At 54.6% G+C, this 14556-nt stretch carries 10 protein-coding genes; 9 read left to right on the plus strand and 1 reads right to left on the minus strand.

Annotated elements, in window-relative coordinates; genetic code table 11:
- Positions 1-3: 3 nt before the first annotated feature.
- Genes ACW17M_RS04145 through ACW17M_RS04185 form a run of 9 tightly spaced genes read left to right on the plus strand, consistent with a single transcriptional unit; the run spans position 4 to position 13954 of the window.
- Positions 4-1758: a phage tail tip fiber protein gene (locus tag ACW17M_RS04145; protein ID WP_457546964.1), complete on the plus strand. Its 1755-nt coding sequence runs from the start codon at positions 4-6 to the stop codon at positions 1756-1758.
- Positions 1755-2108, plus strand: a complete 354-nt coding sequence (locus tag ACW17M_RS04150; RefSeq protein ID WP_457546965.1) for a hypothetical protein — start codon at positions 1755-1757, stop codon at positions 2106-2108. Before ACW17M_RS04145 ends, ACW17M_RS04150 begins: the two co-directional genes overlap by 4 nt.
- A complete protein-coding gene (locus tag ACW17M_RS04155) occupies positions 2101-2469 on the plus strand; it encodes a hypothetical protein (RefSeq protein WP_457546966.1) in 369 nt (122 codons plus the stop codon). Before ACW17M_RS04150 ends, ACW17M_RS04155 begins: the two co-directional genes overlap by 8 nt.
- A gap of 39 nt (positions 2470-2508) precedes the next feature.
- Positions 2509-2997 (plus strand): hypothetical protein, encoded by a 489-nt coding sequence (locus ACW17M_RS04160; RefSeq protein WP_457546967.1) that lies wholly within the window; start codon positions 2509-2511, stop codon positions 2995-2997.
- A complete protein-coding gene (locus tag ACW17M_RS04165; RefSeq protein WP_457546968.1) occupies positions 2994-3614 on the plus strand; it encodes a hypothetical protein in 621 nt (206 codons plus the stop codon). The genes ACW17M_RS04160 and ACW17M_RS04165 overlap by 4 nt, the downstream gene beginning before the upstream one ends.
- A gap of 4 nt (positions 3615-3618) precedes the next feature.
- Positions 3619-4095, plus strand: a complete 477-nt coding sequence (locus ACW17M_RS04170; protein ID WP_457546969.1) for a hypothetical protein — start codon at positions 3619-3621, stop codon at positions 4093-4095.
- Entirely contained in the window at positions 4092-4352 is a 261-nt protein-coding gene (locus tag ACW17M_RS04175; RefSeq protein ID WP_457546970.1) for a hypothetical protein, read from the plus strand. Before ACW17M_RS04170 ends, ACW17M_RS04175 begins: the two co-directional genes overlap by 4 nt.
- 9 nt (positions 4353-4361) lie before the next feature.
- Positions 4362-5624, plus strand: a complete 1263-nt coding sequence (locus tag ACW17M_RS04180) for a hypothetical protein (protein ID WP_457546971.1) — start codon at positions 4362-4364, stop codon at positions 5622-5624.
- A 17-nt stretch (positions 5625-5641) separates the two neighbouring features.
- Positions 5642-13954 carry an LPD38 domain-containing protein gene (locus tag ACW17M_RS04185; protein ID WP_457546972.1) on the plus strand — a complete coding sequence of 2771 codons (8313 nt, stop codon included), beginning with the start codon at positions 5642-5644 and terminating at the stop codon, positions 13952-13954.
- On the opposite strand, the gene ACW17M_RS04190 is transcribed toward ACW17M_RS04185, so the two are convergent.
- The gene (locus ACW17M_RS04190) at positions 13933-14505 is read right to left on the minus strand and encodes a hypothetical protein (RefSeq protein WP_457546973.1); all 573 of its coding nucleotides are present in this window, start codon (positions 14503-14505) and stop codon (positions 13933-13935) included. The two genes, ACW17M_RS04185 and ACW17M_RS04190, sit on opposite strands and share 22 nt — an antisense overlap.
- Positions 14506-14556: the final 51 nt, after the last annotated feature.

The raw sequence follows: 14556 nt of genomic DNA on the forward strand, positions 1-14556 counted from the left end.
CGCATGAACACGAAAAGACGTAGATCACTACCACCGATAGACCCGTCTATCGATCACAAAATGCGGCCGTTGCTTGAAGCCGTTAAAGAGATCCTTGAAACCGGTGATGGCGTTCGGGGTGACCCGTTAGACCGAAAGCTGACGATTAGAGACCTGGTTGATTCAGGTTTGGCGGCGTTTCGCCCGGGCAGTCAGATTGAGTTAGGGCCGGTAGACGATGGCGAACTTGATGTTGATCCTCCTGGGAATACCTTAATCCCGCCGCGGCCTACGGGTTTCAACGCCATTGGCAGCTTTGGTTATATCGTGCTGTCGTGGGATATTCCCGGTGAGCTGTATGGCAATCATGCCTATACCAACATCTATCGAAGTGAAACCGACAACTTTGCTAACGCTGAGCTGATTGGTCGCGACGCAGGCATGGTCTACACCGACCATGTACGCGAGACAGACGAGCATGGCGAAGGCTTCTACTACTGGATTACGTTCACCAGCGTTGAGAACGTAGAGGGCCCAACGAACAGCACAAGCGGCACGTACGGCGAGGTTATCCCCGACTTAGGCTTTTTGATGGATCGGCTATCAGGCGAGATTGACGAAAGCGTATTGGCTAAGTCCTTTCAAGATAGGCTTCAGGGTTTTCAGGAAACCATTAGCGAGCAGGGTGATTTATACACGCTCACCCTCAATCAAAACGGCTACATTTCAGGGTTTGGCGCCTATAACGATGGAACTACCAGCGACTTCTCTGTGGTGGCTGATCGTTTCTGGATCGCTCCGCCTAACAGCAGGGGCCGCCGTAAGCCCTTCATTATTCAAAACGGTAACGTTTACATCGATACCGCTTTTATTCGAGAGGGGTCTATTCAAGAAGGCCAAATAGGCGCTATTGGCTTTGGTAAAATCACTGATCCAAATGGCAATCCTGTCACTACCGTAGCGGGCAAACTCAAAGGCGAGCTAATCGAAGCCGAAAACCTCCGCGTGGCGGAGTCGGCGCGCTTTTATGGTGACGTATTCTCAAACAACTATCTGCCAGGTGTACGTGGCTGGGCTATACGCCAAAGCGGCAACGTTGAGTTCAACCAGGGACAGTTTAACGGTGTGGTAAACATCGGCAACGTGTCCGGTATAGGCGGCTTAGCCAAGAAAGACGCTATTGCTTATGAAGACCTCGCTGGCTCTACGGCACCTCTAGTACTTCAGCGCGCTAACGCAGCCAACACGCGGGTAAACGATTGGGTACGACCAAGCTCGACCCGCATTGATGGCAATAAGATTTTTACCGGTGACGCCTACGTCGATACCCTCCAGATTAAAGGGCAAGCTATTACCATTCCTTCTTCTGCATTTACCGGCGGAAGTATCACTCTGGGCGCTGCCAATGGGGCCCCAACGGTGCCTAACTGGAGCACTTGGAAGGATGTGCAGACCTTGTACGTTAGTGAGTCACCTGGGCCTGTTCAACTGATGTTCTCGGCCAGGGTGCTGGTGAATGTGGATCTCTCAGGATCCATGCCTATTTATCTGCGGCTTGTTGATAATGGCGATGTGATTTGGTCAAGCGAGGTTCATCGAGTCTACGTCTCCGGGGATACCCGGTTTGAATATCAGCGCTTTGTAGTCACCGTCGCCCGCTTACTAAGTGCTGGAGGAGCAAGAACATTTACCGCACAAATGCGGGCAGATGTAAGTACCACAGGCCTTCAGTTCCAGGTTTCAGCTCGATTACTCTCATCATTGGTGACTAAACGATGAATACATACGCAGTCTATCGTCCGAACGGATCCATAAAGCAGATGCTCACCACGGTGGATGATTTTGCAAAAGTGGATAGCTCAGTATCCGATACGACGCATTACATAGATACTGATAGCGGCCAGCCAAAACCAAAGAAAAAATATAAATATCAATTAGATAAAGACTCGTTGACGCTAACGATTACCGGCCTGCCCGCTGGCGTCAATGTGAATGTGGGCTTTATGGAAACTGTCACAGATTCAGAACCCACGATTATAGAGTTTGAGTTGCCAGGTCATTATCAAGTAACGCTTACTGGCCATCACCACTATATCGATGAAGAAATTGAGGTGCTGGTAGATGGCTAAGTTATCGGTGAAAACATTCAAGGATGACGAGCACGCCCTACGACACTACTTACAGCAAGTCGATGACTATGCAGAGAACGCCCGCCATATCTCCCCAGCGCAAGAAGCCGTGTATCAGCAGAAATTGACCGAAGCGATGCAAGGATACGGTTCGCTGATCGAGTCAGAGGCTAAAGCCACCGGCATCGAAGTGAGCGCAGTTGCAGCAGCGGTTATTAGCCAACGCAAGGCGTGGGAGGTGAGGGCGCACGCGATAGAGATTCAGCGTATAAAAACCAAGTCAGCCGTTCGTAAAGCTGCTACCACAGCTGCCAAACAAGCGGCTGTTGATGCATTTAAGCAGCAACTAACCCTGCTATAATAAGCCTTTATATTAAATTGCCCCACCGTGAGGTGCTGCATGCCCCGTCAGAATGAAGCTACGTTTTTACGTAGCGTACTCCGCAATGATGAAGCGGCCGCGCAGTTTTGCGAAGTGCTGTTTCGTATCTCCCAAACCCTTGATGACCTAATCGACAAAGATAAGCCGGTGAACGATGGCGTGCTGATTCGCACGTTCTGGGAGGCACTGATCGAGCTGCCCGCTAATCCGTTCTACCGACAGCATGAACCCTACCTTCGCCCACTCATGGCCAGCGCCTTGCAGGACTGGCGCGATAGCACGTGCCTGGAGCGTTCAGGCAGCTACCACTACAAAACCCTGGCTTTTGTGCTTCGTGACCAGCTGACAGGCTTGGTGACGCAGTGCGCCTACCTGATCGGTGGCTATGAGTGGATGGGGCAAGTCAGCCTCTCTATACGTGACCACTTCCACGAAGACTCGCTACACGACTACCTCACCGGTGTTGAGCGCAACGACAATCCCATGACAGAGGAGCGTAGCGCATGAGCGGTGGTGGTGGCGGTGAAAGCAAAGTGAAAGATACCCCCGAACAACGACAGCTTGCCGAGGTGGCAGCAGAAAAGTGGAACTATGCCCAAGAGAACCTGGCACCACTTGAAAACGCCTACATGGAATCGGTAGGTGATATGACTAGCGACGCCAACATGGGTTACATCGCTGGCCGTACCCTGCAAAGCCAGCAGCAGGCCGTAAGCGACGCTAGCGAGAAAATCGGCATGCAGCTAGGTCAAGCCGGTGTCGATCCTTCCAGCGGCCGCTATCAGACGGCTATGAGTGATATTGCCTTAGGGGGTGCCAGTGCCGGTGGTGAGACATTGGGGCGCGCCCAGTTTGAACAGGAGAATCAGCAGATTCAGGGACTGCAAAACATCGTGGCCATCGGCCAGGGCGAAAGCGGGCAGGCACAGGCGGGGCTTTCCGGTGTTGCGGCGCAGTCAGCACAGGATGCCCAACAAACCGCGGCCAACCGTTTCAACCGACGCAGTGCCAATCTGCAGCTTCTGGGGCAGGTGGCGGGCGCTGGTACCGCTAACTACCTCAACCAACCCAGCCAACCCCAAGGTTTGAACCTCTACAACCAAGCAACCACAGGTGGGGTGTAACGCGATGCAGTATCAACCCACGCTAGGGCAAATCAACTACGCCCCCTCGAAAGTCGCCCAAGAACGTGTAGATCCCAACCAGGCAATGCGCGGTAACCAAGGTGCCTCTGAGCTATTAGGCCAACTCAATCGTGCCCAATGGGCAGACTGGAAGAATCGCTTCGCGCCTTACGTTGATGAGTTGGCACGCCTTGCCCAGGACAACAATGCACCCGGTACCGCTGCTGCTAATGCCAGCAGCGCGGTGGGCTTGGCATTTGATAGCAGCCAAGAGGGGCTTGCCCAGCAGCGGCAATCCTATGGCATCAGCCAGACACCTCAGCAGAAAGTGGCTGAGGAGCGCCGCATGAACATTGAACGCAGTGCCTCAATGGTAAGCGCAGGCAATGAGGCGCGCATTTCTGCCCAGGATCGCCAGCAATCGATTCTTGCTGGTGGCATGGGTCTCTCCAACATTCCTGACAAGGTGATGAACCAATGAGCTACGGATTACTAGGGCTGCGTCAGCAAATGGAAGGCGAGGCCATGCAGGGGCTTAGCGACCTATCGGGCCAGCAACGTCAAGCCAAGATGCAGGAAGACCAGATGAAGCAAGCCGAGAAGGCCCAACAAATGCAGGCCGTTGGTACCGGTGCCGGTGTGGGCATGATGGCCGGTATGCAAGCGGGAAGCGTAGGCGGGCCCGTGGGCGCTGCTATTGGCGCGGGTATTGGCCTGCTAGCCAGTTCAATTTTCTAGGAGAACACCATGGCGGGACTCGATACACGCGGCTTGGCGGGTGGCTTTGCGCAAGGGTTTGGATTAATGAACCAGTTTCAGCGCGGCCAACGTGCCGACGAGCGCGCTGACCAGCAAATGGGTATGCAGCAAGAGCGCATGGATATGCAGCGCGAGCAGTTCAGCGCCCAGCAGGAAGACGTGCAACGGCAGCGAGACATGGAAAACATTCAGTTTACGCTCGGCAAGATTGGCTCCGGCATGGAGGTTGGCGAGGACGAGCTGGAAACGCTACGCAAATATCCCAAGTTTTGGTCGGCACTCGATCCTGAAACCGACAACTCAATTAATCAGGCGATGGCGGTGATTGACCCTAACACCTCAGTGGATGCTAACGACCCTGAAAGCCTGGCAGCGCTGAATCAAATGTTTGGCGCCGAGATTAACCGCGGCGAAGGCGGGCAAAAACGCGTGGTTGGCATGTACCCGGCACCAGACGGCCAGAGTGTGGCGCTGGAGCTTGAGGTGGTAGGCGAAGATGGCAACACCTATCGCGCTCCGATGACCGAAGGGCGCGGAACCGCCGAAGATGACCTGGTGAAGTATGTGCCGGTTGAAGCGCTGGTGGAACAGGTGCAGGGCATGCGCATGCTGCGTAATACCCTGCGTTCGCCTGAAGCCCAGCAGCGTGCCACGCAGGTGCTTGGCCTGCTGCGTGGCGAATCGCAAGAGCGCTGGGAGCAAGTGCAAGGCCCAGGCGGTTCTATCCTTCAGCGAAATACTAAAACCGGCGAAACAAAGCAGGTGATTGGGCGGGCGCCACAGGCGGGTGGCGGCTATGCCAACCGGCCAACAGCCACACAGAAAGATATTGAGTACCTGGTAAACAATGGGCTAGCAGAAGACCGCCAGGCGGCATGGGAAATGCTTCGCCGAGGTAGCGGTGACGACTCCTATTCTCGCTCAGAAGATCGGATTGAGGCGCTTCGAAATCGGGCTGACGACTTGGACAAATTTATCCAAGGTGAAGCTGCAAGAATGCCTGATGATGAAGAGATGGCGCAGGCGCAAGAGGAGCTGCAAATCATTCATCAAATGATTCGAGAAAGTGAAAATAAAACATACGGCATTGTTATGCCAGGCCAAGGGCAGCCTGCGGCTTCGACTCAAAACCAGACAGCGCAAGGCGACAAACAGCCATCTCAGCGAGAGCGTGGCTTAAGACCAGGCCCATCGCCTAGCGAGGCAGCTGAGGAAGATCCCGCCACCGCTATTTTGAACAAATACTTCTAATGCCGAAGGAGCCGCGTGTGAACGCCGCCGAAAATCCTACCCCGCCAAAATGGACAGATATTGCCAACGATCCCGATTTCCAAGCCGCTGATTGGCAAACCAAACAGCGCGTGCGAGGTGAGTTCTATCGCCGCGCCATTGAACCTCAAGTTCCTGAGTCACTGCGTGCAGATGTTCAAAGTCAATTCTTTACCCGTACTGAAGCGGACGTTTTCGGGGAACGCGAAGAGAAACCTGCACCTGAAGACAGCTCGACTGACTCCCCTAATTTGGCGAGCAACGCACTCCGCAATGCGGGTGAGCGGGGACTTGATTTGGCGGGTAACGCGCTGCAGTTCGTTGGCAACATGGCAGACCGTGGAGAAAAAGCCATTACCGACGCGCTGGGAGGCATTAACCCGGGCGTGATTGGCGGCAGTTCTGACGAAATGCGTGAGCGCGGATATGAACCAGACGTTGAGCTAGGTGGCTTCGGCCTAGACTTCACGATGCGCGCCAAGCCAGAGGATACCAGCACTGGGCTTATTGATACCGGGCAGGCAGTTGAAGACATTAGCTTAGGCTACCAGCCGAACTACACGATTGACCGCGCTCTGGATGAGCCTAGCATCAAGACCATCGCAGGTGCTGCCGCTGAACAAGGCCCGGCCGCGTTGGCGGATATGGCAGGGTTAGTGGTTAGCTTGCCCGCTTATCTAGCGGCGCGCACGCAAGAAATTGGCGAGGGTCGCGTTGAAAACGATGGTCGTGAGGGAATGCCGGAAGGCCGTGACTATGCAGTATCCGGCCCGACAGCTGCCGCCTCTGTGCTACTGGATCGCTTTGCGCTAGGTCGCTTGTTGCCAGGCGGCAAGAATGCAGTGACCGGTGCGTGGCAAATCCCCGGCGCCGTTAGTCGCGCTGCCGGTACGGAAGGCGTCACCGAAGCACTTCAAGAGGGTGGCATTGAGTACGCGGGCGAATCCGTAGGCACTGAGGCTGGCTGGGATCCTGTCACCGCTGGTCGCCGTGCCGCGGGAGGCGTGATTGTGGGTGCACCCACCGGTGGTGCTGTCCGAGGCGGCACGGCTGTCATGGAGATGCGTGGCAATAACCGACACGGTGGCGAGCCTTCTGAGCCAAGCGAAACTTCTACCGAGCAACCATCCCCCGCACCAGGGGAGGCGTCAGCCCCAGAAGCTGAGACCGCCAACGTTGAGGCTGTCGGTACCGCTTCCGAGCTAATCGCCAGGCCTCGCTTTGAGCTTTCATCCGCTGAGCGCGAGGTGCGTGACTCAATCAGTTACGGCGATGCGTTTAAAGCCTTACGTGCGGCTGCTGAAGAGCGTGGCGATAGCGATGCCGTTGCTGAGTTGGACGCCGTTAGTGGTGAGATATCAGCAGCGCTTGAAGCCGAAACCATGGCTCGCACGCGAAACGATAGTGAAGCCTTCACGGCTATTCGTGAGCAGTTACAAAGCGCTTCCGAGCGCTTCACGCGTGTAATGGATCGCCTTAACGCGCCTGCCTCCTCCGTTGACTCCAGCCAGGAGCGTAATAACGAAGACGGTAATGCTGAGTGGGAAGAAGCGTGGCGCGAGCAGGCGGCCGAGGATGGCATTGCCGATTACGATCCCAACGCCGACCTGCCTGACACTACAACTGATATAGACGGCCAGCAAGACGAATCCACCACTACTGCCGTTAATGGGCCGCTAGAGCAAGCTTCCGATCAACCTTCGGCGAATCCTGATCGAATGTTGCCTCGTCGAGTACCGGTTGAGCGTATTAACGTTGACCCAGAAGCTTACCAATTCCGTACCGACGTCAATGAAGTGGGTGTTGATAGCCGCCTAGCGGGTGTTAAATCATGGGATGATCTTCGTGCAGGCAATCTCATTCTGCATGAGCGTTTAGACGGCAGCCTGTTTGCAGCCGATGGTCATCACCGCATCAATTTAGCGAAACAGCTTAGCCAGCCTGATGTAAATGCGATTGTATTGCGTGAAGCGGATGGCGTTACCGTTGAAGACGCACGACGCGAAGCGGCCGAGGCAAATATTGCGGCCGGTAATGCCACTGCCATTGATGCGGCAAAAGTATTCCGAAACAGTGAAGAGGACACCAACAACACAATCGCCCAGCGCAATTTGCCACGCTCTCAAGTAGTGCGTGATGGCATCGATATTGCCAAATTGGAAGATGAACCCTTTGGGGCGGTGCTGAACCAAGTGGTGACTGAGAAGGACGGTGCCGCTATTGGTCGGGCCTTTGAAGATGCTGACCAGCAGCTAGCCGCTATTGATGTATTTCAGCGCGTCAAACCAACAAACGAGAACCAGCGTGCGATATTGGTGAACGAGATCCGCCAAGCGGGCTTTGCGAATAGCAAAAGTGATCAAATGGGCATGTTTGGTGATGACCCTTCGCAGTCACTTATAGGTGAGCGCGTCCGCTTGATGGACAATCTACGCCAAAGCCTGGTGCGAGATCGCCGCCTGTTCGCTACCCTTAACGACAATGCGCAAGCTGCTGAGCAAGCGGGTAACCGTATCGCCCGGGATCAAAATGAAGCGCTACAAGATGCGTCGGCTCAAGCGGTTGACCTGCTTCAGCGAGCCACCACAACACCAGAAATTAACCAGCAGATTAACGATGCAGCGCGCCGCGTGAATGAAGGCGAAAGCCTTTCGAGCGTGACGCGTGAGCTAAAGGAAGCATTGCTCCATGGCCCTAACGCAACAGCAACGAAACAATCACGTACACCAGCATCTAGCGACGGATCGACTCCGCAAACAAGGGTGGAGCAACGAGAAGATAACGCAGTACCTGGACGAGACGACTCACGAGCAGCGAGTGCAGGCGAACAACGCCTGGATGTTGGAGAACGAGAGCAAACAGCAGGAAACGTAACACTCAAGGCTGACGGTTCACCGTTCCAGACGCGTCGTGCAGTTGAGCTATCTAAGCGTTTTCGTGAGTCTCCTAACGCTGAGCCAGTCGAGGTTGAGGGCGGGTGGGGCTTTACTTCACAACAGACAGACGCTACCCGAACAGATCAATCCTCCCGTTCCCCACAACACATCAAATGGCAGCGGCGCAGCAATGGAAGCCGGGTGTGGGAGGGTAGCGACGGGACGGTAATTGCTGACCACTCGATAAGCAGCGGTGGGAACCGAATCCCTCTGTTTATGGTGTTCGCCGACCAGCAAGCCTTTCATCAAGGTGACAACTTCACCTCGGGTAAGTCATTAACCGAAGCCAAGCAGTTAGCCTCTACGGTTGAACGCCCAGTGCAGCAGCAAGAAGCCTTCCTCGAAACCCAAACGGAAGACAGCCTTGCGCAGCGCGAGCAGCAAAGGCAACAGGCCGAGCAAGCCGATGCCCAGAAGCGACAAGCGGAAACTCAACGTGCCCAGGCAGACCGTGACTTAAAGGATTTCAGCCTGACCGGGAGTGACCGCCAGGCAGACGTGTTGGCAGCTGGCGGGCAGAGCGATCTATTAGGTGCACAGTCTTCCCTCGAGTCAGCCACTCAGTCCACCGAACAGCCGTCACCAAAATCTACCAGGCCGCGTAAACCTGCCAAGCTTACCCCACGCCAACAGCGCGTTAGCGAAGCATTTGGTGGTGCCATGCCAGGCGACACCATCAACCTGCTAACCGATGTTGGTTACTCCAAGGCGGGCACCGCTTACACCATCGATTCGATCAATAAAGATGGCACGCTTCAAGCCACAAATATTGATCGCGGCAGCTCGGTACTGGTTAGCCAAGGTGATTGGACGCTAGCTTCTCGACGCACTAAGGCACCCATTGCTGAAGTAATAAGCAAGGGAGGGCAAGGCGATCAGAGTGGACAAGAAGCCATGTACAGCCTTCGCAGCGTGGTGCGTGGCGACGGTAAAGAAAAGGGCGTTAGTCTTGAAGAAGCTCAACGCATCGCCGATGCATTCATGGCAGACTACAATGGCCATATTCCACTCGACGTCATGGTCGTCAATCGCCAAGAGGATGCTTATGGAGCCGCAGCCACCCGAGACAAAGTTGGCATCATCAAAGGAGCCTACCACTCAGGATCCGGAAAACTCGTACTTGTCGCTGCCAATTTACGTTCAGCGCGAGACGGGCGAGAAACATTACGGCACGAGGTGGTTGGACATTTTGGACTTAATACCTTCGAGCCTGCTATCAAAAGGCGAATCCTTGATCGCATACTTGAAACGGAAAAGGTTCCGTCGTTAAGGCCTGCTTGGCGTCACGTTAATAGGCATTATCCGGCCGATACGACGCCCGCCGATATTCGGGCAGAGGAAGTCTTCGCGTATTTGGCTGAGCGTGAAAAAGGACGTTTTGGTGCCGCGTGGGATCGTGTGCTTTCCCTCCTCAACCGCGCCATGCGACAGACGGGGCTCTCTAAACACCCGCTTAGCCGGGCAGAGCTGCATGATTTAGCATCCACGATCAGTAAAGAGATACGCGACGGCCGCCGCCAACAAAGAACTTTCCCTGAGACTGACCAAGATCAGTTCCAGAAAGATGATCCTGAGCCGCTTTCAAACAACGCTGAGCCTAACGCAGCTCAAGTAACCGTATCAGACATAAAGTCTACGCTTAAAAGCATGCCTGAGCTGGCAGATACGCGCGTTATCCAGTCCGCTACTGAACTCCCATCGGATGCGTTGATGGGCATGATGCTTCGCGGCATTAGCCCTGCAGACGTTCGAGGCATGTTTGTTGGCGGCGAGCTGTATGTTGTTGCCGATAACATGGCCAGCGTAGACGAAGCGGTGCGCACAGCCGTGCATGAGTCAGTTGGGCACAAAGGCATACGCGGGGTGCTAGGCGCTGAGCTGGAGCCTCTGATGCTAGAGGTTTACAAAAGCCACACACGATCACAGGCAGGCCGCGACAATATCGCCGCTATCCAGTCGGCTTATCCGTTTATCGATGTAACAACCCATGAAGGTAAAGTGACGCTTGCCGAAGAGCTGGTTGCTCACTACATCGAAGACAGCAACGGCAGTCCGACGCTAAGCCAGCGTATCAAGTCCACTGTTCGCCGATTGCTGCGCAAGCTATTTCCTAACATCGAGTGGCGTACCAACGACATTCTGGCGCTGGGCGAGCAATCCCGCCGCTGGTTGCGTCGCCAGCAGGCGCAGCGCGACCTCGCCTCGCTAGATGAAACGCTCTATAGCTTGATGGAGCAGCAGTCCTCGATCACGCATCGCGAGCTCTCCAAGCAGCTGCGGGACGAATACCCTGGCTTAAAGCTAGATATGGCGGGCCGTGGCCAGCGGGTGACCATTTCCCGCATAGTCTCGCCTAAGCAGAACGAAGGCATAGGATCCGACGTTATGCGCCGCCTAGCACAGTGGGCGGACGCCAGCGGCAAAACGCTAGCGCTCACACCATCGGTCGACTTTGGCGGCAATGTAAAGCGTCTTCGCGAGTTCTATAAGCGCTTTGGCTTCATTGAAAACAAGGGCCGTAATAAATACTACGAAATCAGCGAGAGCATGTATCGAGAGCCTGACCACGGCGTCGGAGAGCAGCGCTTTAGCCTGAACACAGCGTCAGGAACTATCGGCGGCAAGTTCTCCAGTACTGACAGCACCAACTTTGCGATGCCTGACGAGGCGCTGATAGATGCCGCCATTCGCAAGATGGCGGATAAAATGCGGCCGCTTAAAATGCTGGAAGACGCGATTCGCCGCAGTGGGCGCGAGATCGAGGAAGAAGCGGATGCGTACTTGGCTGAAGAACTATTCCACGGTAAAGCTGAATACGACCTGCGTCAGCTAAGGGAGCAGTATGTGGAGCCGCTGGCGGAAGGTTTGGCCAACGCCAAAATCAGCCAAGCCGACCTAGACAAATATCTCTACGCACGCCATGCCCCTGAGCGTAACGCGACTATTGCAGAGCGCAATCCCGATAAGCCTGACATGCAGGATGGCGGCTCTGGCATGACCAATGCCCGGGCGGCAGAGATCATTGAGAAGGTGGCCAACTCTGGCAAGCAGGCTGAGTACGACCGTTTGGCCAAGATCGTTTATGACATGACCCGTTTGCGCCTTGACGCGATACGTGAAGGCGGGCTGGAAGATGACACGGTGGTAGATGCCTGGGAAGCGGCATGGCAGTACTATGTGCCGCTAAAAGGCAATGCCGCCGATGAGCCAGGCCGATCCAAGACCGGGCGAGGCTTTGAGGTCAGTGGCAGGGAGTCACGCACAGCAGCAGGCCGTAAAAGCATTGCTGACTCTCCATCATCCCAAGTGATCGTTGATGCCAACGAGTCGCTTATCCGCCGGCGCAAGAACGAAGTCGCGCAGTCGCTTCTCTCGCTGGTGACTGATCATCCAAACCCCTCGCTGTGGGAGGTTTTTACCGACAACAACCCTGACACGCAGCGCACGCCGGTAACCATTACCGATCCTGACACAGGTAAAAGCCGTATTGAGGTGCAAGAGCGTCCTGTGAATATGGCGGGCAACGACAAGTACTTCAAAGTGAAGCGGGCAGGGCGCACGTACTATCTAAAGATTCACGACGAGCGCTTGATGAACGCCATGCGCAATGTCGGGCCTGAGAATAATGGCTTGCTGATCCGCATGGTCAGCACGGCCACGCGGGCAATGTCGGCCATGATGACCAGCTATAACCCTGAGTTCATGCTGACAAACTTCACACGTGACGTTCAAACCGCGTTGCTGAACCTGACGGCTGAACAAACTCGCGACGACGGTAAGATTAAGGGAGAGGCCATTGTTCGCCAAACGGCGCGAGACATTGGCCCCGCCATGAAAGCCGCATGGAGAGGCCTGCAAAACAAGCCGGGCAAAAACGACAGCGGTCGTGAGTGGGATACCTGGTTTAAAGAGTTTCAGGAAGACGGCGCCAAAACGGGCTACTTCGATATGAAGGATATCAGCTCGCAGGCCAAGGAGATTCAATCTATGGTGCGCCGTGCCGACGGTACCACCATGTCGCATATGCTGAAAGCGCGTAAGAAAACCGCTGACTTTGTTGAGAACATGAACGGCGCTGTAGAGAACGCGGTGCGCCTCTCTGCCTACGCCAATGCGCGTCGTGCTGGTATTTCCCGAAAGCAGGCGGCTAGCCTGGCCAAAAACATGACGGTCAACTTTAACCGCCGTGGGGAAGCGGGTACCGCACTCAACGCGGCTTATATGTTTGCCAACGCCTCTATCCAGGGCACCATGAACTTTGCTCGCACCATGGTAACGGCAAAGAACACGCCAGATGGCAAAAGCCCGATGAACGTATGGGCGCGTGCCAACATGGCGCAGAAGCTAGCGTTTGGAATGGCGTCAGGTGCATTCGCCCTGGGCATGCTTAACCGTTGGGCCTCTGAAGAAGATGAAGATGGCGTGCTGTTTTATGACAAGGTTCCTGACTACGTCAAAGAGCGCAATATCGTCATTATGAGCAGTCTCTGGGGCGGCGAGCCTGATGATTTCGTATCGATCCCACTGCCATACGGTTACAACGTTTTCTCAGTGATCGGCACCCATGCCGAAGCGGTTACTGCAGGCACGCTGGACGCAACCGAGGCGGCCAAAAACCTTGGCCTAGCAATTCTCGGAAGCTTCTCACCCATCGGCTGGGAAGATTCAGATAGCGCAACCGGTTTGCTCATGAAGAACCTGACGCCAACGCTTGTGAGGTCATTCGCTCAAGTGGGGTTCAACGAAGACTTTGCGGGTCGCATGATCTACAAAGAGGATCTACCGTTTGGCACACCGACGCCTGATAGCTCACGCGCCATGCCCAGCACGCCAGAGCCCTATAAGGCTATCGCCAGCTTTCTCAATGACTTGACCGGAGGAAGCGAGTATCGAACCGGTAGCGTTGATATTAATCCGGATGTCATGCAGCACCTGGTCAACTACTACGGTGGTGGCGCATGGGGCTTTGTCGAAAAGTCGTCAAGCTTTGCTGCCCGCGTAGCCACTGGTGAGGAAGTCGAGCGGTACCGGATACCGTTTGCAGGCCGCTTTGCCAGTAGCACCTCGCCTTATCGTGACCAAGCGTTGTTCTATGAACGCCGTGATGAACTCGGGCAGATTGCCAATGAAGCGGATGCATTAAGAGGGCGAGAAGGAATAAAGTTTCGCCGCGAACATATAGGCGAAATTCGGTTATTCAATCAGGCTAAAATCATAGAAAAGCAACTAGGGGAGGATCGCAAACGCCGTGACCGTATTGAAGAAATTGAGACGCTAAGCGACGAGGCGAAAAAGAATCGTATTGAGTTAATAGAAAAGCAGATGAAGCGCCGGATTGATACGTTTAATCGGCGCTACAACGAGCTATCAGATTGACGCCTCTGGGAATACTCATGGCCAAGGAAGGCCGCTATCAGCCACCATGAAAGCATTAGGAAAACAAATATCCATTTTGTGATGGTGTACTGCAATGCCAAAGGGGAAAGCAGAAAAATAACGACATAGCCTACAAGCATGAATACTAAGCTGCAGGCTGGCGGATCAAGGCGGGTTATATGCTTATCGACCCTATCTGAAAAGCGCATAGGCTTAACCAATGGGTTCATCTCAAAGGAGCCGCCCTCGGATCGAGCGATCGCTATGGGGTACCACTTTCTTTCCCACTTCCGGAAGTCTCGCCACTCGACCATATGCCAGGCGTATAAGCCTACTGCTATCCCCGCTGGTAAGGCTCCATATGAAGCATAGCTATGGATCCAGTGCTGCTGCTCGCTCCATGGGTACTGAACAAAAAACACGGCAATCGTTGTTAGAAGCCCGGCAAAGACACCTAAACCTATCCGGTATTCAATGAGTGAGCGATTGAAAAGGATCTTCCTTCTCTCATGCTCGTTGAACAAGAAGAGCGTGCACGGGCTTTGGTACATACATTCCCCAGGGCGGCTAGCATGAATTTGATTCGATTGCTTCATGCTAGC

This window comes from Vreelandella sp. 2A-K22 (assembly GCF_054065485.1).